This window comes from Bacteroides sp. GD17 (assembly GCF_038448625.1).
Taxonomy (GTDB): Bacteria; Bacteroidota; Bacteroidia; order Bacteroidales; family Bacteroidaceae; genus Bacteroides.
On record NZ_JBCEZS010000001.1, the window covers coordinates 509,504 to 534,553 of the forward strand.

Here is a 25,050-nt window from a genome sequence, read left to right on the forward strand (position 1 = left end):
TATGAAGATAGATATTAAAAAGATATGTGTCGCTGTTTTAGCGATGTGCATGGTGACTGCATGTGATTTGGATACCTCCCCTACGGTTTCGCTCGATGCCAGTGGCGTATATAAAGATACGAAAAATGCTGAGCGCGTGTTGAGAGGAGTATGGAACTATGTATTTAATGAAGGCCTCAGTTATGCTTCTCTGGGATATGGTACTATTATGTTGAGCGACGACTTTGCCGGTTCCGACGCGGTAAGAACTTTAAGCTACGGACTCTCTGCCAGCTACAATCTGACGAACGGATACTCGCGAGGCGAACATTGCCGTGCGTTGTGGGATTTGATGTACGACCCGATCAACAACTGTAACGCCATCCTGAAGCATATCGACGACGTTTCCGGTTCCAAGGAAGAGAAAGACCGTATCAAAGGACAGACTTATGCCAGCCGTGCTTTCATGTACCTGGTACTGGCTTCCCACTACTCTTTTGCCATCGACAAAGACCCGGATGCTGTCTGCGTGCCTATTTATACCGAACCTACGGACTACAATCAGGCGGTCAACGGACAACCGGCCGCCAGTGTTTCCGAAGTATATGCCCAGGTTCTCAGCGACTTGAAGAATGCGCTGGAGCTGATCCCCGAGAACTATTCGCATGGCAATGATGCAACCAAGCAATATCAGATAGACCATTTGGTGGCATTGGGTCTGATGGCACGTGCCAGCCTGTATGCCCGTCACTGGGACGATGCCTACAAATATGCAACGGCTGCTTTGGCCATCAACCCTTACCTGATGAACGAAGAAGAGTACAAGAGCGGCTTCAACGACTACACTAACAAGGAATGGATGTGGAGCTTGTCATGCACGATCGATGACAATGACCCCTGCTACCTGTTCTACTTTAAAGACTGTACGCCCGAGAGCGGTGGCTACACCAGCCTCAATACCGACCCCTATTTCAAGGAAAAACTTGATGACACCGACTATCGTAAAGACTTGTTCAACTGGGGACAGACTGCTTATCAGGATTGGGCTCTGCTGAATAACAAGTTCAGATTCAAGGATATCGAGAACATGCTGGGAGATATCGTCATGATGCGTACCTCGGAAATGTATCTGATTAAGGCTGAAGCTGCCGCACACATTGCAGGCAAAGAAAGCGAAGCGCAACAAACCTTACAGATAATGCGCGATGCCCGTACCAAAGCCGGAATGAAGGCCAGGACCGTAACAGAAACCGGTGAGGCTCTGATTAAGGAAATCTGGATGGAACGCCGCAGAGAGTTGTGGGGCGAAGGCTTCTCGTTGGTGGACATTATCCGCAACCAGCAGCCGGTAGAGCGCAAGGAGTATAACGGTATTGCCACCAAGCCCGACGGTACTCCGATTCTGGATAAAGATGGCAAGACCATTCCCGTGAAAGGCCATACCATCACCAGCCTGCCCGACAAGACGGACTTTGTTCCCAACAGCATATACTATTTGCTTCGCATTCCCGAAAAGGAAGAACTGCAGAATCCGGTTCTTTACTCTAAACACCCGAAACTTCCCGAATACGTATTAGAAAAGTAAACGGAACGTTTCATAAGATTCATTACTCCTTCCTGCTGCAAGCATCTGCTGAAGACCTTGCCGGCGGGGAGGAGTAATTCATTTATAGGGTTGGCGTAGCTCCCCTATAAACGCTCTTATTGAAAAAGAGCCCTGAAAACTAAATTGTTTCAGATGAAACTATTACCTTTGCACCGTATTTACCAATTCATAAAGTTATGACTTATCATCATTTATCTGTCCTGATACACCGCCAGGCAGAGAAGTATGGAGACAAAGTTGCCTTGAAATACAGGGACTACGAGACTGCAAGATGGATACCGATATCCTGGAACGAGTTCTCTCAAACCATACACCAGACAGCCAATGCGATGGCAGCGCTGGGGATAGAGGTGCAAGAAAATATCGGCCTCTTCTCTCAAAACAAGCCGGAATGTCTTTATGCCGATTTCGCTGCATTTGCCAACCGCGCGGTGACCATACCCCTGTATGCCACCAGCTCCGCAGCCCAGGCGCAATATATCATCGACGATGCCCAGATACGCTATGTGTTCGTGGGCGAACAATACCAGTACGATGCCGCTTTCAGTATCTTCGGCTTCTGCCGCTCCCTGCAACAGCTGATTATCTTCGACCGTGCCGTCGTAAAAGATCCCCGCGACATGACCTCCATCTACTACGATGAATTCCTGGCGATGGGCGAAGACCTGAAGTACAGCGTCGTTGTAGACGAGCGCACCTCCGAGGCTTCGGACGACGACCTTGCCAACATCCTCTATACCTCCGGTACCACGGGCGAGCCGAAAGGCGTCATGCTCCACCACTTCAACTACCGCGAAGCCCTGCGCATCCACGACATCCGCCTTCCCTTCATGACCGACCAGGACGTCTCCATGAACTTCCTCCCGCTGACGCACGTCTTCGAGAAAGCCTGGACCTACCTCTGCCTCCACCGGGGCGTGCAGGTATGCGTCAACCTCCGTCCGGCGGACATCCAGACCACCATCAAGGAGATACGCCCCACGCTGATGTGCAGCGTCCCCCGTTTCTGGGAGAAGGTCTATGCTGGCGTACAAGAGAAGATAGCACAGGAAACCGGCTTGCGGAGAGCAATGATGCTGGACGCCATCAAGGTAGGGCGCATCCACAACATCGACTACCTGCGCCAGGGCAAGACTCCCCCTATGCTGCTCCACCTGAAGTACAAGTTCTACGAAAAGACCATATACGCCCTGCTGAAGAAGACCATCGGTATAGAGAACGGCAACTTCTTCCCCACAGCCGGTGCTGCCGTATCCGATGAAATCTGCGAGTTTGTGCACTCGGTAGGCATCAACATGGTGGTGGGTTACGGCCTGACGGAATCTACGGCTACCGTCTCCTGCTTCCTCAACGAGGGCTACGAGATCGGCTCCGTGGGCACAGTGATGCCCGGTGTGGAGGTGAAGATCGGCGAAAACAACGAGATACTTCTTCGTGGCAAGACCATCACCACCGGCTACTACAAGAAGCCGGAAGCTACTGCCGCTGCCATCGACCCGGACGGTTGGTTCCATACCGGCGATGCCGGCTATCTGAAAGAAGATCATCTGTACCTCACCGAGCGCATCAAGGACTTGTTCAAGACCTCGAACGGAAAGTACATCTCTCCGCAAGTGCTGGAAACGAAGCTCGCCATCGACCGCTACATCGACCAGATAGCCATCATAGCCGATGAGCGCAAGTTTGTTTCTGCCCTCATCGTTCCCGTCTACGGTTTGGTGAAGGACTATGCCAAAGAGAAAGGCATTGCATACGGCAACATGGAAGAGCTCTTGCAGCATCCCAAGATACAAGCCTTGTTCCGTGCCCGCATCGACACCCTGCAACAGCAGTTTGCCCACTACGAGCAGGTGAAGCGCTTTACCCTGCTCTCCGAGCCGTTCAGCATGGAGCGTGGCGAACTGACCAATACCTTGAAGCTGAAACGTCCCGTCGTGGCGAAGAACTACAAGGAGCAGATTGATAAGATGTACGAAGAATAACCCTCCGTTGCAAGCAACTTATTAGCCTGACGGCTGAAACATACGGGCCGGACAGCGGGAAGACTATTCCCTGTTGTCCGGCTCTCTATTTGTACTCATGCACAAGATGGCATCTTATGTTGCTCAAGATGGCATCTTATGCTACACAAGATGGCATCTTGTGCAGTACATCCAGTAGTGTTCAATCCGACAAGTAATAGTGTTCTGTCCGATAACAAATAATGTTCTGCAGGACAGCAAGCAATGTTCCGGGCAACAGCAAGTAATGTTCCGCAGCACAACAAATAATGTTTGCCTTATCTTTTGCAGGAAACGATGCGCCGATTTTTCTTTGCTTAATTAATTGTTTGTGTTATCTTTGTCTCAATCAATAATACAGCTATGTCTTCTCAAATAGAACATGTTATAACCTTTAATCAGTTGTATGAAGAGTATAATCAGCGTTTCATTCGCTTTGCCCGAAGCTATGTCACGGCGAATGAGATAGCCGAAGACATTGTCAATGACAGCTTCATGTACTATTGGGAAAACAAGCACAGTATTACCGACCAGAATATCTCCTCCTATCTGCTGACAGTGGTAAAGCATAAGTGCATCAATTACCTGAAGCGCCTCGCCCTGGAAGAGCAGGCAAGAGACCGTTTTCAGTCCCTGGAAGAGTGGGAACTCCAACTTAGAATCAGTACCCTGGAGGCATGCGACCCCGAAAAACTGCTATCCGACGAGATACAAACGCTTGTACAGCAAGCCCTGCGCTCCATGCCCGCGCAGACACGAGACATACTGATACGTAGCCGCTACCAGTCACAATCCAATAAAGAAATAGCTTCGCAGCTCGGCATTTCCGTCAAAGCCGTAGAGTACCACATGACGCGTGCCCTGAAAACCTTGCGTACCTTCCTGAAGGATTACTTCCCCATCTGGTTGCTTTATTTCTAATCATCCTTCTCTTTTAGATTTATTAACAAGAAAAGCTTTTCCTCTCTTTAGGGTTTAAAAACTCTCGCTTGCTTGTTATATAAAAGGGACAATATGGAAAAGGGAACTCTATACAGATTTTTTGCAGGATCGGCTTCTGACGCAGAGAAGGAAGCCATTAAAATGTGGCTGGAAGAAGATGCCGCCCATCGGCAGGAGCTGCTGAAAGAACGAGCGTTCTATGACGCAGTGATGCTGGCCGATGAGAAACAAGCCTTGGCGGTACGCCGTCCGGTTCATCACTTCAGGAGCCTGGCCGTGCAGACCATGAAATGGGCAGCCGTCATACTGGTTGCATTCGTCTCCAGCTATATGTTTTTGGATCAAAAGTACAGCTCTTTGGAAGTTGCCACCAATACGATAACTGTCCCTCCGGGACAACGCGTCAATCTCTCCTTGTCCGACGGAACGAAGGTATGCCTCAATGCAGGCTCCACCTTCACTTATCCGGCTCTTTTTGCCGAAGATACGCGCAAGGTGGAACTGGACGGTGAAGCCTTCTTCGAGGTCTCCGCCAACAAGAAAAGACCGTTCATCGTACATACCGGCATCTGCGTCGTAGAAGTGCTTGGAACCAAGTTCAACGTAGACGCCTACGGCAACGACGATACCTTCTCCGCCGCCCTGATGGAAGGCTTGATTAAGGTAAAGAACAACGCCGATCCTGCCAATGTGGTCCACTTGTCTCCCAATCATAAAGTAACCTTGTCCGGCGGCAAATTGGCTGTCAGCGATATACGCGACTACGACATCTATCGCTGGAAAGAAGGCCTCATCTGCTTCAAGGACCTGAACTTTATAGACCTGCTGAGACGGATCGAGAAATACTATGGAGTGGAACTTGTCATCGAGAACCATTCGCTGTCCAAGCACGCCTTTAGCGGTACCTTCCGCATCTCGGACGGCATCGAGAATCTGCTGCGTGTGCTGCAAAAGGATGTCAACTACCAGTACACCCGCTCCGAAGACGGAAACGTAATCTATATCAAATAATCATACCCTAATCTTCTAAAAACCATTCAGCCTATGGGAAAAGAATAAACATGAAAGTATAGAAAGATTCCACTTTCTCCTTATGTCCTCATACCCACTTTTTGAAACCTTTTAAAAGTACAAATGTAATGAAAAAACACACTTTAAAGAATTTTGTACCTCAGACGTCGTATGCCTTGCTCTCATGTAAGGTGCTGACTATGGCTTTCTTCTTGTTGTTTGCATGTGCCATTAATGTGCACGCTGTCAGTGAACAATCGCAGAATATATTGATTACGATCAATAAGAATAATGTAGACCTGCTCAGTATCATGGGAGATATTGAAAAGCAGTCCAACTATCTGTTTGTTTATAATAAAGATGTAAATGTTCATCGCCAGGCTTCCATCAATGTGGTAGAGAAACCGCTAAGCGATGTCTTGCTGAACTTGTTTAATAATTCGGAAGTCCGCTACTCCATCGAAGGCTCTTACATCGTGCTGTCTCCCGCCAAGCGCAATGACGTGCAGTCTGTATCGCAATCACAGATCAAGATAACCGGTACGGTTACTTCTGCCGATAACGAGCCGATGCCGGGCGTTACGATCATGGTGAAAGGTACCAATACCGGCGCCATCACCAATGTGGACGGAAAGTATACCATAGAAGTTCCTTCCAACAGCAGCGTACTGGTCTTCTCCTTCATCGGCTACCTCACTACCGAACAGACCGTAGGCAGCCAGCGCGTCATCAACGTTGCACTGAAAGAAGATATCCACAGGATAGACGAAGTGGTGGTGACCGCTTTGGGTATCAAGAAGAAAGAGAAGTCACTGACTTACTCCACCCAGGTAGTGGGCGGTGACGAACTGGTGCGTGCCAAAGATCCCAATATGATCAACTCCCTGGCCGGTAAGACTGCCGGTGTACAGATCAACCGCAGTTCTTCGGGCTTGGGTGGTTCCGTGAAGATGATTATCCGTGGTTCCCGTTCCGTATCGGGTAGCAACCAGCCGCTGTACGTGATAGACGGTGTGCCCATCAACAGCTCGGCCAATGACGCTACTGCCACTACCCTCGGTGGTAACAATGATGCCGGAAACCGTGACGGTGGCGATGGTATCTCCAATCTGAACCCGGACGACATCGAAAGCATGAATATCCTGAAAGGTCCTGCTGCTGCCGCTCTGTACGGTAGCTCCGCTGCCAATGGTGTGGTTGTAATCACCACCAAGAAAGGAAAAGTGGGACGTACCAATATCACTTTCAGCTCGAACACCACTTGGGAAAACGCTGCTTATGGCATTCCCGATTTCCAGAACTCCTACGGAGGCGTAACTTCCAGCTGGGGCGATAAAATCAATGGCAGCCCCGACTATACCAAGGACTTCTTCCAGACGGGCGTAACGACCATCAACTCCCTCTCGCTGAGTGCCGGTTCGGAACTGATGCAGACCTACTTCTCTTATGCCAATACCTACGGCCAGGGAATCATCGAAAACGGTAGTCTGAACAAGCATAACTTCAACTTCCGCGAAACGGCCAACTTCCTGAACAACCGTTTGCAGTTAGATGCCAACGTCAACCTGATGTTCCAGGACGTAAAGAACCGTCCCTCTCCGGGTGGATTCTACCTGAACCCGCTGGTAGGCTTGTACAAGTTCCCGCGTGGCGGTGTACAGGGTGGTGAGTCTTTCGACTATTACCGTAACAACTATAAGATAATGAATGCAGAGCGCAACATGTATCTGCAAAACTGGTACACAGCCCCCACCAGCTTCGAGCAGAACCCGTACTGGCTGATGAACATGCTGCCCAGCAACGACAAGCGTTACAGAACCATCGCCAACCTGAGCCTCTCCTTCAAGTTGAACGACTACTTCACCGTCCAGGCACGTGGTAATGCCGACTTCGTATCGGATGCCTACGAGAAGAAAATGTATGCAGGTACAGATACCTCCATTGCCGGTACCAACGGCCGCTACATCACGGACGAGTCGCACGACCTGAGCATATATGGCGACGTGATGCTGACCTATCAGCAGCACTTCAAGGACTTCTCGGTGAATGCCACCCTGGGTGCCAGCATCAAGGACGAAACGGGAAAGAGCATCGGCTTCGATTCTTTCGGTGGCGGACTCTACAATCCGAATATCTTCTCTTCCGGAAACATCGACCATAACAACGGTTCGCCTTCGCTGAACAAGTATCACGAACAGAATCAGGCGGTATTCTTTGCCGGTCAGGTAGGCTTCAAAGACTGGCTGTTCCTCGACGTTACGGCACGTAACGACTGGACTTCCACACTGGCTTACACCAAGTATATGAATAAAGGTTTCTTCTATCCCTCCGTCGGCCTGACGTGGGTGATGAACGAGGCACTGAAGCTGCCGTCGTGGATTGACCTGGGCAAGATTCGCGGTGCATGGTCCAAGGTAGGTAACGGCTTGCCGAGATACCGCAGCCATCCGTTGAACAGTGTAGGCCGTGGCGGAGTTATCAGCTTTAACAGCACCGCTCCCTTCGATGAGCTGAAGCCGGAAATGACGACTTCCGTAGAATTCGGTACCGAATGGCGTTTCTTCGGCAGCCGCCTGGAATTTGACTTTACGTATTATCAGACCCGCACCAAGAACCAGTTGTTCTCTATGAGCGCACCGTCGGGTTCCAAGTACACCACTTACTATGTAAATGCAGGTGACATCAAGAACGAAGGTGTTGAAATCGTGCTGGGCGGTACACCGGTCATGACCAATGACTTCCGCTGGAAGACTTCCGTAAACTTTGCCCTCAACCGCAACAAGGTGGTGGAACTGGCCGAAGGACTGGGTTACTTCAACTTTGGCGGAGGCAGCTCCAACAGTTACGGCATGCGCCTGGAAGTGGGCGGCTCGTTCGGTGACATTTACGGACGGAAGTTCCTGCGTGACGAACAAGGCAACTACAAGTACGATGACGACGGCATGCCTATGCCCGACAAGTCCGACTTGAAGAAGATGGGCAACACGTCTCCCGACTTCAACCTGGGCTGGCAGAATACGTTTACCTACAAGGGCTTCTCGCTCTACTTCCTGATTGACGGACGCTTTGGCGGTGATGTCATCTCCCTGACGCAGGCCGAACTGGACAAGTACGGTGTCAGCAAGGTGACGGGCGATGCACGTCTGCAAGGCGGTGTACGTTTCGACGGAAAGACGATAGAGGACGTTTCACGCTTCTACACCATCGTCGGCGGTCGCGACGGTATCACGGAGAATTACATCTACAATGCTACCAATATCCGCTTGCGCGAACTCTCTTTGGGCTATACATTGCCGGCTAAACTGTTTACCCGCGTACCGGTCATCAAAGGAGCCGATATCTCCTTAATCGGCCGCAACCTGTTCTTCTTTAAGAACGATGCTCCGTACGACCCCGACGGCACACTTTCCGTAGGAAACGCATTGCAGGGTATAGATGTATTCGGTATGCCGAGTACCCGTTCATTCGGTTTTAATGTCAAGGTTAACTTCTAAATTGCGAATAGTATGAAAAAGATAAAAACATATACAGCAGCATTAGCTCTCTCCTCCCTGTTTCTGATGCCTTCTTGCACAGGCAATTTCGAAGACATGAATACGCCTCCTTTCGGCGTAACGGATGAAGAACTGGGACAGGACAATAACTATATAGGTATGCACTTCCCTACTTTGCAGAAGTCCATCTACTACAATCGTAACGGCTGGGGATGGGATTTCCAGACCATCCAGAACCTGAGCTCGGATATATGGTCGGGCTATATGGCAACTCCCAGTAACTTTAAAGGCGGTATCAATACACAGACTTATGCGGTGACCAATGACTGGACCGATACCACCTGGGATTATACTTACTCTGCCATAATGACCAACCAGCTGAAGGTAAAGGAGAAATGCGAACAGCTGGGCATGGATACCTATGCGCACTTCAATGCCATCAACTCCATATTGAGGGTCTTTGCCATGTCCCGCATCTGCGACGAATACGGCCCGATGATTTATACCCGGTATGGCGAAACAAAGACCGGCGGTATCTACGACTCTGCTCAGGATGCCTACAAAGCTTTCTTTGCCGAACTGACAGATGCCAGCAAGGTGCTGGACGAATATCTGAAGAAGGATTCGTATGCCTCTATCACCAAGTTCGATATGGCTTATGGCGGCAAGCTGGACAAGTGGCTCCGTCTTTGCAACACGCTGCGTTTGCGTATGGCCATGCGCATTGTGAAGTACGACAAGGAATGGGCACGCCGGGAAGCAGAAGCAGCCATTGCAGCTCCGCAGGGTGTGCTGAAGAGTGGCGAAAGCTTCATCATTACCGGTTACGGATGGATGCACCCGCTCTACACTTGCTCCATAGAGTATAACGATATCTTTGTCAGTGCCAATGTGCAGTCCATCTTGGGCGGTTATGACGATCCCCGTATCAGTAAATTCGGTATTGCGAAGGGTGACAAGGTAGTGGGCGTACGTTCCGGAATCCCGGGCCTGGAAGAGACAGCCGACAGATACAAGGCAGTCATCTCCAATATCAATGTAGCTCCTTCTACTCCGGGCACTGTGCTGACGGCAGCAGAGGCTTACTTCCTGCTGGCAGAAGCTGCCTTGCGTGGCTGGAATGCCGGTGGCGATGCCAAGACTTTCTACGAAGAAGGTGTAGCTGCTTCCTTCAATGACTTCGGAGTCTCGTTGGGCGACTATCTGAGCAGTTCCAAGGTTCCGGCACCGTGGGTAGACCCGTTGGTGGCAGAGTTCAATGCTCCGGCAGTATCTACAGTCAGCCCGAAATGGGAGGATGCCAAGACGGATGAAGAACGTTTGGAGAAGATCATTACGCAGAAATGGATTGCCGGTTTCCCCGAAGGCAAGAATGCCTGGGCAGAGTGGCGCCGTACGGGCTATCCTAAATTGTTCCCGGTATTGAAGAACGATAGCCAGGGCTTGGTTACTACCGAATTCGGTGTACGCCGTCTGCCGTTTACGCTGGATGAAATGTCCAACAACCCGGAAGGATATGCTTCGGCTGTCCAGATGCTGGGTGGTCCTGACAATGCAGGTACCCGTCTGTTCTGGGATATCAACAAGGGTAATTTTGAATAATTAACTAACTACATAAGCCTTTATATTAGGGATGAGACCGCCTGGCTTGTTCTTAATATAAAGGGGAGTCTTAACTTAACATCCTCAGGCTATTGAACCCCGATCTTTCAATAGCCTGATTTTAACTCTTATAAAATAATATGATGAAGAACATTCTTAGACCAGTCTGTCTGTTAGCCGGTTTGCTTTGTGCTCCGGCAGTCCTGCTCCACGCGCAGGTAGACGAGAAACTGAAGGCTGATATTATCAGTACGGGATATGTCCATAGCCCATTGCCGCTCGACGAAACAAAAGCTTTCGAAACATTCGGCCTGAAAAAGAAAGTGTTGGAAACCGTTATGCTGTGCGATATGGAGGACTTCTCCAAATGGTCGCACAAGGGTATCGGCAAAATCGGCCTGACTGACGAGCGAAGCAAGTCCGGCAAACACAGCCTGCGCCTGGAAGCGCCTGCCCATCCCGAGAAGATGCTGGGTTGGGGACTGGGTCGCGGCACTTGCATGGCCTCCTATGACATCGGAGGTGCAAATTGGGAAGGCTACAACCGGCTCAAATTCTATATCTATCCCACTTGCGAAGGTGCCCGCAGCATCTACCTCAACTTGTACGTAGAGAACGACGGTGCCGTCAAAGTTCCCGATATCTACGGACGCGAAGGCTACCACGAAATCAATCTGAAGAACAATCAGTGGAACGAATGCTTCGTCGAAATGTCCGGTCTGGCACGCGATAAAGTCACCAAGATATCTTTCGCCATCGAAGTCTTCGGCAAAGAACGGACCATGGGCGATTCGTTGCGTTTCGATGTAGACGCCGTAGAACTTCAGAAGGTGGACAATCCCGAAACCGTGAAAGGCTGGATGCCTGCCCGCGACCGCATCATCTTCTCCACTACCGGCTATAGTTTGGAAAGCCCCAAGACGGCCATTGTCAATGTGCAGAAGCACAACGGACAGTTCCAAGTGAAGAATGCCGATACGCAGGCCATCGTCTTCACCGGTCCCGTAAGGAAAGAAAAGACGGGTTTGGGAGAATTTGAAACAATTGACTTCTCCGATTATAAAATTCAGGGAAGGTACGTCATCCAGGTAGGCGACGTTACTACTTTGCCCTTCTATATCCACAAAGATGTGTGGGACGACTCCGCCTGGCGTATGGTCAACTTCCTCTTCTGCGAGCGTTGCGGCTATCCCGTTCCCGGAAAGCATGGCGCCTGCCATAACGACTTGCATGCCACCTACAAAGACCACATCATCCCCATAAACGGAGGCTGGCACGATGCCGCCGACATGTCCCAGCAGACTTTGCAGACGGGTGAGATTTCCTACTCCCTGTTCTCCATGGCCAAGCGTGCCAAGGAAAAAGGCAACACCGACCTCTACAACCGCCTGATGGAAGAAGCTTTGTGGGGCATGGACTACGTCATGAAAACCCGCTTGGGCGATGGTTACCGTGCCCAGACCTGGGGAACCAACCTCTGGACCGACGGCAAGGTAGGCACCGACGATGATTCCGGTCGCCGCGAACTGCTGGTTCATAACGGAGCGCTGGAAAACTTCCTGCTTGCCGGAATCGAAGCCTATGCCTCCATGATGATTGAAAACGATGCCGCCCTGAAGAGCAACCTGAAGAAGATTGCCAAAGAAGACTTCGGCTATGCCATGGAGCGCTTCAACGAGTTGGGCTTTGCCGAACTGATAAAGAAGGGTGGGGGACATGCCGCCATGGCATCCGAGAGCCAGTACCACGCCAATATCTCCTGGGCTGCCAGCATGCTCTACCAACTTACGGGAGAGCAACAATACGCCGATGAAGCCGTGAAAGCCATCCGCTACACCTTGCAGTGCCAGCGCACCGAGCCTTTGAAGGATAAAAACAAGACTTGCGGCTTCTTCTACCGCGACCTGGCAAAGAAGTCCATCGTCCACTATACCCACCAGTCTCGCGACTATGCCTATATGGAAGCCCTGGCTGCACTCTGCGAAACGCAACCCCGGCATGCCGACTACGACCAGTGGATTCGTTCCATGAAGCTCTACGGCGATTACCTGAAGAACATCATGCAGTACGTATATCCTTACGGCATGCTTCCGAGCGGTGTGTATCATAAAGACGAAGTGAAAGACTCTGTAAACTTCTACGCCGTGCAGGTAGGCATCCGCAGTGGTGCCGAGAAAGATTACAAGGAACAGCTGCAGAATGCCATCCGCCTGGATAAGGAACACTACCTGCGCATTTTCCCCGTCTGGTTCTCCTTCAAAGGAAACATTGCCGTACATCTGTCTACCGGAAAAGCTGCCGCCATCTGTGCCAAAGTGTTGAAGGACAAACAACTGAAAGACATTGCCGAGCAACAACTCTTCTGGGTGGTAGGCCGGAATCCTTTCGGGCAGTCCATGATTTACGGAGAGGGTAGCAACTATCCGCAACTCTACACCGCCTTGCCGGGCGAAACGGTGGGCGAGATACCCGTAGGCATGCAGTCCTATTTCAACGAGGACGCTCCCTACTGGCCGCAGTTCAACACGGCTACCTATAAAGAAGTCTGGGGTTCGTCCGCTGCCCGCTGGCTGATGTTGATTTCCGAATTCTAAAAGAGGAGGGACTATAATGAGTGATAAAACAGTTTATTCGCGGCGCAACCTGGCAATAGACATGCTGCGCGCCCTGACCATGTTCACCATGATCTTCGTCAATGACTTCTGGAAGGTGCACGATGTGCCCCACTGGCTGGAACATGCCACTTATGGCGAAGACTTTATGGGACTGGCAGATATCGTATTCCCCGGTTTCCTCTTTGCCGTAGGCATGTCCATACCCTACGCCATCGAAGGCCGGTATTCCAAAGGCTACTCGCCTGAATCTACCCTGGGGCATATCCTCTCGCGTACCTTCGCCCTGCTGGTGATGGGTGCTTTCATCACCAATTCGGAGTACCGGCTCTCTCCCGACGTGTGTTATCCTATCGGCGTCTATTGGTTTATAATGGCGATAGGCTTCATCGGAGTATGGAACCAATACCCGCGAACAGCGTCTCCGAGGCAGAAGAATATCTTCCTGGTGTGCAAGGTTGTCGGCGTGCTGGCACTGCTCTTCCTGGCGTTCACCTTCCGCAATCCGAAGGGAGGAGTATTCGGCTTCTCCGGTGGCATCCTGGGTGCTATCGGGTGGACTTATCTGGTGTGTGCCGTTACCTATTATCTGAGTCGCGACCGCATCAAGTACCTGCTGCCTGTCTGGATCATCTTTATCCTGATCTGCCTGCTTACTACCCCGCTGCGCGAGGAATTCGGGGCTGCCCCCATCCTCGACTTCCCCGACCGTAACTTCCTCAGTGGCCTGCTGGGTGTGCTGCACATAGGTAATGGGGCTTTGCCCGCATTTACCATGGGCGGAGTGTTGCTCTCCGTGTTCAGTGCCCGCTATGTTGCCAAGAGCGATATGTGGAAGTTGCGCACTTCGTGGATCGTTGCTGCGTGTATTCTGTTGGTCGGCATCTTTTCGCACCACTTCTATATTGTGGCAAAGATAGGCGGTACGCCTCCCTGGGTATTCTATGTCATTGCCATTTCGGTGGCTGTCTACGGTACGCTGACTTACTTGGTGTCCCGCGGAATAACGGGATGGTTCAACCTGATAAAACCTGCCGGTACGGCCACGCTGACCACTTATCTGATACCTTACGTATTCTATGGCTTTGCCGATGTCACCGGTTACGTTCTTCCCGACTGGTTTACGCATGGCTTCATGGGACTGGTCAACTGTATCTGCTTCGCCTTTGTGGTGATAGGCGTCACCTGGGTGTTAGAGAAACTGCATGTTAAACTTAAAATATAATATTGTATGAAGAAGAAGCTTTTACCGGCATTTTTGCTGTTGTTTGTAGCGTTGGGCATGTTCTCGTGCCAGCAAGGCAAGGAGACTGCCAAAGAGTACCCTATGTTCTGGACGTGGCTGGACTATCGTCCCGGCATGAATTTCGATTCCATCTGCCAAGTGATGAATGATATCGGCATGGATGGCATCATGCTGAATGCACCCACCCCCGACGACTACCGGGTAGCAATCCCCATCGCCCATAAGCACGGCATCGAGGTCTATGCCTGGCTGTGGACCATGAACCTGGAACACGACCGCGACAAGATCCTGAAGGAACATCCCGAATGGTTCAGCGTGAATCGCAACGGAAAGAGCCTTGCCGACACTACAGCCTACGTGGGCTATTATAAATTCCTCTGTCCCGCCTTGCCCGAGGTTCGCGAGTTCATCAAGGAAAAGATAAAGGCCTACTGCGAAGTCGAAGGGCTGAACGGTATTGCCATCGACTACCACCGCTTTGTCGATGTAGTGCTTCCCACTACTTTGTGGCCTCGCTACGGCATTGTGCAAGACCGTGAATATCCGGCTTGGGATTACGGCTACCATCCGGAGATGATTAAGAAGTTCAAGGAAGAATATGGCTACGATCCCCGCGAGCAGGATGATCCTTCGCTCGACGTGAAATGGCGTCAGTTCCGTTGCGACCAAATCTCCGAAGTTGCCAATATGATTGCCGAAGTGGTGCACTCTTACGGCAAGACGATGGCTGCCTCCCCGTTCCCCACTCCGAAGATGGCATCGCGCATGGTACGCCAGGATTGGAGTAAGTGGCATCTCGATATCGTATTCCCGATGGTTTACCATACCTTCTACACGGGTGATGTCAGCTTTATCTCCGATTGTACTATTGAGAATGCACGCGACAAGAACGAGATGACCACGCTGTACTGCGGAATGACGGCTACTAACGGTCCGAAGATGTTCGAGTGCATGGACGCTGCTCTGAGCAACGGCGCGCAAGGCATTGCTGTCTTCACGATTTCCGGCTTGCGTTCTCCCGAGGTAAGAAAACAGTTCAGAGCCTACACGGACAGTGCAAGGGCTGTGCGTGCTGCCAATGGTGGCGTGATCAAGGCCAATCATCCGGCGATAGCCGAAGCAGACCCCTTCAAGCACCAGGGCATTATGAAGCTGATGGAAGAGCGTATGCAGCAGATCATTGCCAAAGCTGCCGGTAAGGAAGAACTGGCTCCTCTGGCACTGGACGAATTCAAACTGGTGGACTCGTACGATGCTACTCGCTGCTATCAGGTAGTGGATAATAACAGCAAGACCACTTTCGACGTAACGTTCTATCTTTATGGCGACGTAGTCTCCGGATGGGATGTTGCTGCGGCAGATAAAGCAGCTTTATGATGATAAGAGAATTCATGAATAAGTTCTTCCTGCTCATTGCCTTTTCTGTGGCAGGCAGTCTGGTTTGCAGCCATGCCCAGGAGTCGAAGCGCTTGTTTGTAAAGAAGATAATGTGTACGGCTTCACCGGAAGGTGAGGCTGTACCTTCTTTGCTGGATGCCAACGGCATCGGGTTTCAGCCCATTGATGTGGTCAACTGGGAAGCCTATCCGTATAAGCCGGAAGTCAGTTTCCGCATGGCGCATACCGGTAAGGAAATCTTGCTCCATTATAAGGTGAAGGAAGCAAGCGTACGTGCAGTGGCCGCCACAGACAATGGTCGCGTATGGGAAGATGCCTGCGTGGAATTCTTCGTCTCCCCCGACGGTGACAACTCTTACTATAACTTTGAGTGCAACTGCATCGGCAAATTGCTGATTCAGGGAGGCGTTCTGAATGAGCGCCGTCCCACGGCAACCCCCGAAGTGCTGTCTATGGTGAAGCGTTGGAGTTCCTTGGGCAATGAACCTTTCGACGAAAGAGTGGGCGAATGCAGCTGGGAACTGACTATGGTCATCCCCGTCTCTGCTTTCTTCAACCATTCGCTCAAGTCATTGGATGGAAAGACCATGCGTGGAAACTTCTACAAATGCGGTGATAAACTCCAAACGCCGCACTTCCTTTCCTGGAATCCTATCAGGTTGGAACGGCCTATGTTTCACTGTCCCACCTATTTCGGTACATTGTCTTTTGAGTAATTGTGTTTTTTTCCTACCTTTGCCGTCCTAAAGACAGAATAGAAAAAAGCATATGATTACCGCAGAACAACTGAAAGATATCAAGGAACGTTCCGAAGCGTTGAACCGCTATCTGGATATCGAAGGAAAGAAGATACAAGTAGAAGAAGAGCAGCTCCGTACTCAGGCTCCCGGCTTCTGGGACGACCAGAAAGCTGCCGAAGCCCAGATGAAGAAAGTGAAAGGCTTGCAGCAATGGATTTCCGGCTACAATGAAGTCCGGACATTGGCGGATGAAGTGCAACTGGCATTCGACTTCTACAAAGACGAGCTGGTGACTGAGGAAGAAGTGGATGAGGCTTACGCTAAAGCTGCCGCTGCCGTCGAGGCGCTCGAATTGAAGAACATGCTCCGCGAGGAAGCCGACCAAATGGACTGTGTCCTGAAGATCAACTCCGGTGCCGGGGGTACCGAGAGCCAGGACTGGGCAAGCATGCTGATGCGTATGTATCTGCGCTATGCCGAAACCTACGGTTACAAGGCTGTCATCTCCAACTTGCAGGAAGGTGACGAAGCCGGTATCAAAACCTGCACCATCGAAATCTCCGGCGATTATGCCTATGGCTATCTGAAAGGTGAGAACGGTGTGCACCGCTTGGTGCGTGTCTCCCCCTACAATGCTCAGGGCAAGCGCATGACTTCTTTCGCCTCCGTGTTCGTTACTCCGCTGGTAGACGATACCATCGAAGTGAACATCAACGTTGCCAATATCTCTTGGGATACTTTCCGTTCCAGCGGTGCCGGCGGACAGAACGTCAACAAGGTAGAATCCGGTGTACGCTTGCGCTACCAGTTCAAGGATCCCTATACCGGCGAGGAAGAAGAAATCCTCATCGAGAATACCGAAACGCGCGACCAGCCCAAGAACCGCGAGAATGCCATGCGACAGTTACGCTCCATCCTGTACGATAAAGAGCTTCAGCACCGCATGGCCGAGCAGGCCAAAGTGGAAGCCGGCAAGAAGAAAATCGAATGGGGCTCGCAGATCCGCAGCTACGTCTTCGACGACCGCCGCGTGAAAGACCACCGCACCAACTATCAGACTAGCGACGTGAACGGCGTGATGGACGGTAAGATAGATGGCTTTATCAAGGCATATCTGATGGAGTTTGCAGGGAGTGGGGAGTAAATTCATAAACTCTAAAAAGAATGTGCCGGAAGCTACGACAGGCTTCCGGCACATTCTTTTTTATGGAATATTGTTTTATGCATTTAGTCTTGTGAAGACTAAACTGGCAAGTTGCCATTTCTCCTTTTCTTTCACAAATACTTCTGTTACCATAAAAGGGAATGTCACTTCATTACCGGCCACTGTAGAAGTCAGGTGAATGTTGCTGTAAACGATACCCGTATTCGCTGCAAATTTCACCGTGACGTCATGGATCTCAGCATGTTTATAGTGGATAAAGCCGCCCTTAATGGTCTCTAATTCTGCTTCCTTCCCCCAGGCACCGCCCATATGCACGAACATGGCATTTTCATGGAATAGAGGTCTCAACTTATCTACATCTTTCTCAGACATCCATTGCCATTTGGCGTTGGAGAGGTTAACCAGTTCCTGTTCGGCAGGAGCGAATACTTTTGTTACTGTTTGCATTTGTCTGTCTGGAGCAGGATGGGTGGGCAGTACATTCTCTTCAAGCCATTTTTCCAGCAAATCGGCAAGTTGGGCATTATTCAAGTCTTGCATTAAGAAGTGAGTATTGCCATAAATACCGATTTTAGGTAACTCCACCAATGTGGCATTTCCTCCGTGGCGGTTGATGGCTTCTACAAACTTCCGTCCCATCTGTAGGCGTACCCGCCAGTTTTCGTCGCCCAATCTTTCAGAAGGCATTTCGGGGATATAGTCTCCAAAATACATCACAATAGGAATCTGTGTTAGTTTCATGAATTGTTCCATCGGCACGGGTATTCCTTGTACCCCGCCGGTGAGACCCTTAATTGGGGTAGGAACTTCACCTTCCGGGAAAATATATCCTCCCGGTTCATAAGCAACTACTGCCTTTATCCGCTGATCCTGCATTGCAGCCATCCAACCAGGAAAGCCTCCTGCTGAATGGGTCACCAGAATGTTGTCTCCGATCTGTTCTGTCAGTGCATTGATAGCTGCTACATCCTGCCGGTGGTCACTCAAATCGGGTGTCATCTCACGGAAGAACTGCGACAGATAAGCGGAGTCAGTCGGGAATTGTACCCCTTTGTTATAGTCCGGCCAGATGCCTATGCGCCAGATATCGAACCAGAACATCTCGTCGGCAACGGGTTTTACGGTAGTTACGGCAGAACTTCTTCCGGCACGACCACGTCCGGGCAGATCCACTACATACGTACTGTAGCGCTTGCGTAACATCAAGGTCGAGAATCCGTCACGTCCATCGGGAGTCATTTCCCAGCAGACCCCCGAACCACCATAGCCGTGGATAAAAACAAGCGGTAGCTCTTGGGATTGTACCGGTTTCTGAAAATGCACAAACGCATGGTCTGCCCGATAGCTTTGCCCTTGTTCTTCCTGAGTAGCCCACCCTACGAACTTACTGTTGTCATACTCGCCTTCATGCTGAATCATTTTTCCTCCTACCGAGAAATAACCTTGTTCTTGTACCATGATAGGCCTTTGTGCCGATGCTGTTGTTACGCCAACTGATAGCAACATTGCTGCGATATACTTTTTCATACTTTTATTTTGTTTGATTTTTAATTAGGTTACTTAATACAATACGCAGGGAGTCTGAAGAACTTCTGCCCAAATTTATTTCTATGATATTCAGCAAAGCAGTCAGTTGCTCGGCAGTGATGCCTAAATGCAGACAGATACTCATGTGACTATAGACCATCGGTTCAACATCACCTACACCTGCCAAGATAGAGACTGTAGCTAACTCACGTTCCTGATAACTCAACAGATCACGTTCAAAGATATCGGCAAAGAGATGCTCTTTCAAAAAAGTTTCGATAGTTGGAGCAAAAGAAGCATACTCCGCTTTGGGAGCAGTGGCAGAAATACCCGATATTTCGGCAAGTATATTCTGTCCACGCTCATACTTGTTGCTTTTGTTTGGCACAGGGGACGCCTCTTTTCCTGTCTCATCATGTATTCCGCGGGCAGTACGTTCCTCTTCAACCTCTATGAATGTCTGTATTGCTCTAAGACTACGCGGAAATCCGCAATAAGCATAGGCATGAATCAAGACTTCTTTTATCTCGTTCACCGTCATTCCTGCATCCAGCCCTTGCACCAATGCACTTTTCAGATGCTCCAAATCTCCTCTCCCGGTATAAGATGCAATAGCAACGATGGCCTGCTGCCTATTCGACAATATTTTATTTGTCTGCTCATACGCCAATGTACTTTGGCTGGTAGCTGCAAGATACTCGCCATCCTCCACCGGATTAAGCCATTCTACTTCATTACTTTGAGGATTGCACTTAATGGCAATATGGGCAAACCAACTGTCGGGAGCAGCACCATGCCAATGTTTCACATCCGGTGCTATTTCAACTATATCACCCGGATACAATCTACGGGCAGGTTGCCCTTTTTCTTGATAGTAGCCGATACCAGAGGTCGCTATCAGTATCTGCCCTCCGGTGTGAGTATGCCAACTGTTTCGGCATCCCGGTTCAAATGTTACGTTAGACATAGGTAAGTTCAATTCGCTGTTTGTAGTAATGGGAGCAAGGTAAGCTTGCCCGATAAAGTTTTGGTTTCCGGACAATTTGCTTCCTAATGGGTATGGTTGTTTAAAGTCATTCGTTGCATACTGCGTAGTATAAAGTAACCTCTTGCCAAAGAACTCCACCAGTTTGTTCACAGTTTGTTCTACATATTCCGGCACATAGTAGGTCTGAATATGAGTGGCACCGGGTATCAGGAATAATTCTTTGTCCATGGTGCCGGTCGCTTTTTGAAAAGCTTCCTCAGTCATATAGAAAGAGTCGGCTTTACTGCCTGCCAGCATCAGAAGAGGCTGATTGATCAAATCAATGTTGGTAGTCGCATCCCATGTCATCAGATCGGGCAGGCTGCTGACCGTGTATCTGAATGTAGAATTAGGATGAGCGTGAGTCTTGCCATAATAGATAAAACCCTCCCGGTATAGGTCGAACGGTAAACTGGCTATCTGTTCATCGGTGAGTTGGGAATCTCCCGTATATTGCACTTCTCCGCCGCTCATTTCCCGTGTGCGGGCTTCTATGCCTTGTCTCAGCCTTTCCTGAATGGTGGCTACCTGCGAATCCATAAATCCGTTCCGTCGAACTTTACCAGAATTGAACATGCTCAGAGTAGCCACCACTTTCAAGCGTTTGTCTGATTGCGCCGCTTTCAAAGCATATCCCCCGCCGCCACAGATACCTAAAATGCCGATTCGGTTGGCATCGACGCCCGGATAATGAGTAATATAATCCGCCATCCCGTGGATGTCTTCAATGCGGTTGGTAGGTTTATCCACATTACGCGGCTCGCCGCCACTTGCTCCTTGATAGGAAGCATCCGCCACCAGGGTGATATACCCGTTCTCTGCCAAACGCTGGGCATAAAGACCGGCTACCTGCTCCTTTACGCCCCCGTTGGGATGAGCCACTACTATTGCTGCATATTTCTTGGCAGGATCATAGCCAGCAGGAATATACACATTGGCTGCAATGTCTATTCCATGCAGTTGATAAGTTACCGGACGGATATTCACCTGTCCATTGATGTTTTCCCGGAGTGCGTTTTCATAAACCAATCCCCAGGAATTGTCTTGTGCAGATAAAGCTGCGATGCCTTGACTGAGTACCGTCATAAGAACTAATTTGAGAGTTAAGTATTTCTTCATAACTGATTGTTTTGATGTGACGTTAATTTTGATGATGCAAAATTAGGGGGATTAGGGAGGCAGCGCTATAGATGGATTACTGATTAGCTAACCATAATTACCGATTCTACACTGTACCCTACTTGTTTATCAGGCAAAACTATTAACTTTGTCGTGAAGTAACACAACAATACGGATTATGGGAAGTATCATAAAGTTAGAGACAATTCAGGAATACAACCAGCTACTGGGAGCAGAGACTTTGCATCCCCTTGTCAGCATTACGGATTTTTCTAAATTGAAGTCGATCAAACATTGCCGGAAGAACTTCGGCTTTTATTGTGTGATTTATAAAGAACTTCAATGTGGAACGTTGCAGTATGGTCGTAACAAATACGATTATCAAGACGGTACATTGGTATTTATTTCTCCCGGTCAGGTGGCCGGTGTAGATGATGCAGGAGAAACACTCAATCCCAAAGGACTGGCGTTGATGTTCCATCCCGACTTGTTGTATGGTACACCTCTGGCCCGTAGAATGCGGGACTACACATTCTTTTCTTATGAATCCAATGAAGCCTTGCACATGTCCGAACGCGAACGCCAGATCATCCTTAACTGCTTTAATGAGATTAAAGAGGAATTGGAACATGCCATTGATAAACATACCAAACAGATTATAGCTTCGAACATCGAAACACTACTCAACCATTGTGTCCGTTTCTATGAGCGTCAGTTCATTACCCGCGAAATCATTAACCGTGATTTACTCGACAGATTTGAGCGAATACTAAATACCTATTATGCTTCGGAGAAGCCGCAGACAATCGGATTACCGTCTGTAGGCTATTGTGCAGAACAAATGCATCTTTCGCCTAACTATTTTGGAGACTTGATAAAGAGAGAAACCGGAAAGTCTGCGCAAGAATATATTCAACTGGTGATAATGGAGAAAGTAAAAGAACTGTTAGCCGATAGCGACAAGACAATTAGCGAAATAGCTTACGAACTTGGCTTCAAATATCCGCATCATTTGAGTAGGATGTTTAAGAAAGTAGTAGGGACAACTCCTAATGAGTATAGGCTGCAGGTTGGGTAAGCGTTGCAGCGTAAGCTTAAAATGTCAACATCTGGCGGCGATAATTGGTAGACAGCCAATATCGCCGTTTCAGTTCATCGGATAGGAACGAATGATGTATTAAGCTCTGCCTGGCTCCTTAATAGCGCTTCTTATCTCTTTCGTATTCACAATATAGCGTGATTTTTTAGTAAATATAAGTCCTTGGTATGATAAAAGCAATAGAAATCACAATAAAATGTGATTTGTGGATAAACTACTGCTATTTGTAGGATAAAAGTTTGTAGAATCACAATTAGTTGTGATTCTTGGGGCGTATTTGATGTTAGGATAATAGCTACTAAATAGTTTTTTCTTATTGTTCTTTTTATAGCCTATGGATAAAAATGTTTCTTTTTCATTTGGATACTTCCCGAAATTACTCTTACTTTGTTTATCGTTGAACTTAAAACTATAGAAACACCATGGGAAAGAGCAAAAAGAAAGTAATGCACAGCCAGAAAGAAGAGCAGCAAGCCAAGAAAGTATTGTTGATTATCGGAGTATCGGCTCTGATATTGGTACTTGCCATGTTTGTGGGCTATTCCTTCCTAGCCAAATAAAAGCAGGATATGCCGCAGGAGATAGAACGGAAATTCCTCGTGACGGGAGAATATAAGTCACAAGCGTATGCGCAAAGCCGCATTGTGCAAGGCTACATCAGCAGTGCACGCGGACGCACCGTGCGCATACGTATCCGTGACGGCAAGGGCTATCTCACCATCAAAGGCGCCTCCAATGCATCGGGCACCAGCCGATACGAATGGGAAAAGGAGATCCCCCTGGACGAAGCCCAAGACCTGATGAAACTGTGCGAACCGGGCATCATCGACAAGACCCGCTACCTGGTGCGCAGCGGACACCATACCTTTGAAGTGGACGAGTTCTACGGCGAGAACGAGGGGCTTACCGTGGCCGAAGTGGAACTTGCCTCGGAAGACGAACCGTTCGTGAAACCTGCCTTCATCGGAAAAGAAGTGACGGGAGACGTCCGCTACTATAACTCGCAGTTGAGGATGCGCCCCTTCACTACATGGGAGTAAACCAATTGTATGCCGTAATTGTTAAATCGTAATGGAGAAACTTTACGACTACCTGCCCAGGGAACTGGTTACCTTTATCCTGGTAACAGTCTTCTCCCTACTCATCGGGCTTTCACAGCGGAAAATCAGCTTGAAGCGCGAAGGGGAAACTACGCTCTTCGGTACCGACCGCACCTTTACCTTCATCGGCATACTGGGCTATCTGCTTTATATCCTCGACCCAACGGACTACCGTCTGTTCATGGGTGGAGGCGCAGTGCTGGGCTTGCTGCTGGGCCTGAATTACTACGTCAAGCAGGCACAGTTCCACGTCTTTGGGGTGACTACCATCATCATTGCACTCATCACTTACTGCATTGCTCCGATTGTTGCCACGCAGCCGTCGTGGTTCTACGTGATGGTGATTGTCACCGTACTGCTCTTCACCGAGCTGAAGCATACCTTTACCGAACTGGCACAGCGCATGAAGAACGATGAGATGATTACGCTTGCCAAGTTCCTTGCCATCAGCGGCATCATCCTTCCGATGCTGCCCAACGAAGATCTTATTCCCGGCATACATCTCACGCCGTACAGCATCTGGCTGGCTACGGTCGTCGTTTCGGGCATTTCCTACCTCTCTTATCTGCTGAAGCGCTACGTCTTCCGCGAGTCCGGCATACTGGTATCGGGCATCATCGGAGGACTGTACAGCAGCACGGCTACCATCTCCGTACTGGCACGCAAGAGCCGCAAAGCTTCTGCCCAGGATGCTCCCGAGTACGTGGCTGCCATGCTGCTGGCCGTGAGCATGATGTTTCTCCGCTTCCTGATACTGATAGGTATCTTCAGCCGTGAAACCTTACTGGCCATTTATCCTTATCTGCTGATAATGTCGGTTGTCTCGGCAGGCGTGGCATGGTATCTGCATTCCAAACGGAAACCGGTGGACAATGCAGACCGGGCAGAGGAGGAAGAGGACAGCAGCAATCCGCTGGAATTCAAGGTAGCACTGATTTTTGCCATGCTGTTTGTGGTGTTCACCATCCTGACGCATTATACGCTGGTGTATGCCGGCACGGGCGGACTGAACTTGCTGTCGTTTGTTTCCGGTTTCAGTGACATCACTCCCTTCATTCTGAACCTGCTACAAGGCACAAGCAGCGTGGCAGTGCTGGTAATCACGGCTTGCAGCATGCAGGCCATTGTCAGTAATATAGCGGTGAATATGTGTTATGCGCTGTTCTTCTCCGGTGGCAAGAGTCCGCTGCGTCCGTGGATCATGGGCGGGTTTGGCTGCGTCATTGCAGTGAACGTGTGCCTGTTACTTTTCTTCTACTTCCTGTAAATCCGTACTCTTTTTGCTTTTTTAACTCCGAAAGTCTCGTAGATGTGGGAAAAGGGGCTACTTTTGCCGAATTCGTTGTGACAAAAGTCAAACGGGAAACGTCTAATACCAAGACA

At 49.6% G+C, this 25,050-nt stretch carries 17 protein-coding genes and 2 pseudogenes; 15 read left to right on the plus strand and 4 right to left on the minus strand.

Annotated elements, in window-relative coordinates; translation table 11 throughout:
* Position 1: 1 nt before the first annotated feature.
* From AAE250_RS01740 to prfB, 11 genes are all read left to right on the plus strand, one after another.
* Positions 2–1,564, plus strand: a complete 1,563-nt coding sequence (locus tag AAE250_RS01740) for a RagB/SusD family nutrient uptake outer membrane protein (RefSeq protein WP_294595200.1) — start codon at positions 2–4, stop codon at positions 1,562–1,564.
* Positions 1,565–1,761: 197 nt separating this feature from the next.
* Positions 1,762–3,567 (plus strand): AMP-dependent synthetase/ligase, encoded by a 1,806-nt coding sequence (locus AAE250_RS01745; RefSeq protein ID WP_294595198.1) that lies wholly within the window; start codon positions 1,762–1,764, stop codon positions 3,565–3,567.
* A gap of 381 nt (positions 3,568–3,948) precedes the next feature.
* On the plus strand, positions 3,949–4,506 hold the full coding sequence (locus AAE250_RS01750) for an RNA polymerase sigma-70 factor (RefSeq protein WP_294595196.1): 558 nt from the start codon (positions 3,949–3,951) through the stop codon (positions 4,504–4,506).
* A gap of 93 nt (positions 4,507–4,599) precedes the next feature.
* Entirely contained in the window at positions 4,600–5,538 is a 939-nt protein-coding gene (locus tag AAE250_RS01755) for a FecR family protein (RefSeq protein WP_342288623.1), read from the plus strand.
* A gap of 128 nt (positions 5,539–5,666) precedes the next feature.
* A complete protein-coding gene (locus AAE250_RS01760; RefSeq protein WP_294595193.1) occupies positions 5,667–9,032 on the plus strand; it encodes a TonB-dependent receptor in 3,366 nt (1,121 codons plus the stop codon).
* 12 nt (positions 9,033–9,044) lie between these two features.
* Positions 9,045–10,634: a SusD/RagB family nutrient-binding outer membrane lipoprotein gene (locus AAE250_RS01765; protein WP_294595191.1), complete on the plus strand. Its 1,590-nt coding sequence runs from the start codon at positions 9,045–9,047 to the stop codon at positions 10,632–10,634.
* Positions 10,635–10,777: 143 nt separating this feature from the next.
* Positions 10,778–13,228, plus strand: a complete 2,451-nt coding sequence (locus AAE250_RS01770; protein WP_342288713.1) for a glycoside hydrolase family 9 protein — start codon at positions 10,778–10,780, stop codon at positions 13,226–13,228.
* Between the two features lie 16 nt (positions 13,229–13,244).
* Positions 13,245–14,471 (plus strand): DUF5009 domain-containing protein, encoded by a 1,227-nt coding sequence (locus tag AAE250_RS01775; RefSeq protein ID WP_294595187.1) that lies wholly within the window; start codon positions 13,245–13,247, stop codon positions 14,469–14,471.
* 6 nt (positions 14,472–14,477) lie between these two features.
* The gene (locus AAE250_RS01780; RefSeq protein ID WP_294595186.1) at positions 14,478–15,869 is read left to right on the plus strand and encodes a family 10 glycosylhydrolase; all 1,392 of its coding nucleotides are present in this window, start codon (positions 14,478–14,480) and stop codon (positions 15,867–15,869) included.
* Complete coding sequence (locus AAE250_RS01785; protein WP_446715713.1) at positions 15,866–16,606, plus strand: carbohydrate-binding family 9-like protein; 741 nt, start codon at positions 15,866–15,868, stop codon at positions 16,604–16,606. The genes AAE250_RS01780 and AAE250_RS01785 overlap by 4 nt, the downstream gene beginning before the upstream one ends.
* 52 nt (positions 16,607–16,658) lie before the next feature.
* Positions 16,659–17,774, plus strand: a complete 1,116-nt coding sequence (gene prfB / locus AAE250_RS01790) for a peptide chain release factor 2 (protein WP_294595184.1) — start codon at positions 16,659–16,661, stop codon at positions 17,772–17,774.
* A gap of 75 nt (positions 17,775–17,849) precedes the next feature.
* Here the strand turns inward: prfB and AAE250_RS01795 are convergent, their stop codons facing one another.
* The 4 genes and pseudogenes from AAE250_RS01795 to AAE250_RS23600 form a co-directional block, all read right to left on the minus strand.
* Positions 17,850–18,242, minus strand: coding sequence for a nuclear transport factor 2 family protein (locus AAE250_RS01795; RefSeq protein ID WP_294595545.1), 393 nt, complete (start codon positions 18,240–18,242; stop codon positions 17,850–17,852).
* Between the two features lie 27 nt (positions 18,243–18,269).
* Positions 18,270–19,322: pseudogene (locus tag AAE250_RS01800) on the minus strand (alpha/beta hydrolase); the annotation flags it as partial.
* A gap of 4 nt (positions 19,323–19,326) precedes the next feature.
* On the minus strand, positions 19,327–20,364 hold the full coding sequence (locus AAE250_RS23595) for a cupin domain-containing carboxymuconolactone decarboxylase family protein (protein WP_446715718.1): 1,038 nt from the start codon (positions 20,362–20,364) through the stop codon (positions 19,327–19,329).
* A gap of 237 nt (positions 20,365–20,601) precedes the next feature.
* Positions 20,602–21,468: pseudogene (locus AAE250_RS23600) on the minus strand (alpha/beta hydrolase); the annotation flags it as partial.
* Positions 21,469–21,646: 178 nt separating this feature from the next.
* Between AAE250_RS23600 and AAE250_RS01810 the strand changes: the two are divergent.
* The 4 genes from AAE250_RS01810 (at position 21,647) to AAE250_RS01825 (ending at position 24,934) form a co-directional block, all read left to right on the plus strand.
* Positions 21,647–22,546: a helix-turn-helix domain-containing protein gene (locus AAE250_RS01810; protein WP_294595180.1), complete on the plus strand. Its 900-nt coding sequence runs from the start codon at positions 21,647–21,649 to the stop codon at positions 22,544–22,546.
* A 443-nt stretch (positions 22,547–22,989) separates the two neighbouring features.
* Positions 22,990–23,127: a hypothetical protein gene (locus AAE250_RS01815; RefSeq protein ID WP_294595178.1), complete on the plus strand. Its 138-nt coding sequence runs from the start codon at positions 22,990–22,992 to the stop codon at positions 23,125–23,127.
* Between the two features lie 9 nt (positions 23,128–23,136).
* Entirely contained in the window at positions 23,137–23,607 is a 471-nt protein-coding gene (locus tag AAE250_RS01820; protein ID WP_294595176.1) for a CYTH domain-containing protein, read from the plus strand.
* A 31-nt stretch (positions 23,608–23,638) separates the two neighbouring features.
* Complete coding sequence (locus AAE250_RS01825) at positions 23,639–24,934, plus strand: MgtC/SapB family protein (RefSeq protein ID WP_294595175.1); 1,296 nt, start codon at positions 23,639–23,641, stop codon at positions 24,932–24,934.
* The last annotated feature ends 116 nt before the right edge of the window (positions 24,935–25,050 follow it).

Bases quoted from the DNA above. Each gene is read 5' to 3' on its own strand.
- AAE250_RS01755 (WP_342288623.1), top strand. From the start codon at position 4,600: ATGGAAAAGGGAACTCTATACAGATTTTTTGCAGGATCGGCTTCTGAC.
- AAE250_RS01750 (WP_294595196.1), top strand. From the start codon at position 3,949: ATGTCTTCTCAAATAGAACATGTTATAACCTTTAATCAGTTGTATGAA.
- AAE250_RS01785 (WP_446715713.1), top strand. From the start codon at position 15,866: ATGATGATAAGAGAATTCATGAATAAGTTCTTCCTGCTCATTGCCTTT.
- AAE250_RS01760 (WP_294595193.1), top strand. From the start codon at position 5,667: ATGAAAAAACACACTTTAAAGAATTTTGTACCTCAGACGTCGTATGCC.
- AAE250_RS01810 (WP_294595180.1), top strand. From the start codon at position 21,647: ATGGGAAGTATCATAAAGTTAGAGACAATTCAGGAATACAACCAGCTA.
- AAE250_RS01775 (WP_294595187.1), top strand. From the start codon at position 13,245: ATGAGTGATAAAACAGTTTATTCGCGGCGCAACCTGGCAATAGACATG.
- AAE250_RS01780 (WP_294595186.1), top strand. From the start codon at position 14,478: ATGAAGAAGAAGCTTTTACCGGCATTTTTGCTGTTGTTTGTAGCGTTG.
- AAE250_RS01740 (WP_294595200.1), top strand. From the start codon at position 2: ATGAAGATAGATATTAAAAAGATATGTGTCGCTGTTTTAGCGATGTGC.
- AAE250_RS01815 (WP_294595178.1), top strand. From the start codon at position 22,990: ATGGGAAAGAGCAAAAAGAAAGTAATGCACAGCCAGAAAGAAGAGCAG.
- AAE250_RS01820 (WP_294595176.1), top strand. From the start codon at position 23,137: ATGCCGCAGGAGATAGAACGGAAATTCCTCGTGACGGGAGAATATAAG.
- AAE250_RS01825 (WP_294595175.1), top strand. From the start codon at position 23,639: ATGGAGAAACTTTACGACTACCTGCCCAGGGAACTGGTTACCTTTATC.
- AAE250_RS01765 (WP_294595191.1), top strand. From the start codon at position 9,045: ATGAAAAAGATAAAAACATATACAGCAGCATTAGCTCTCTCCTCCCTG.
- AAE250_RS01770 (WP_342288713.1), top strand. From the start codon at position 10,778: ATGAAGAACATTCTTAGACCAGTCTGTCTGTTAGCCGGTTTGCTTTGT.
- AAE250_RS01745 (WP_294595198.1), top strand. From the start codon at position 1,762: ATGACTTATCATCATTTATCTGTCCTGATACACCGCCAGGCAGAGAAG.
- AAE250_RS01795 (WP_294595545.1), bottom strand. From the start codon at position 18,242: ATGCAAACAGTAACAAAAGTATTCGCTCCTGCCGAACAGGAACTGGTT.
- prfB (WP_294595184.1), top strand. From the start codon at position 16,659: ATGATTACCGCAGAACAACTGAAAGATATCAAGGAACGTTCCGAAGCG.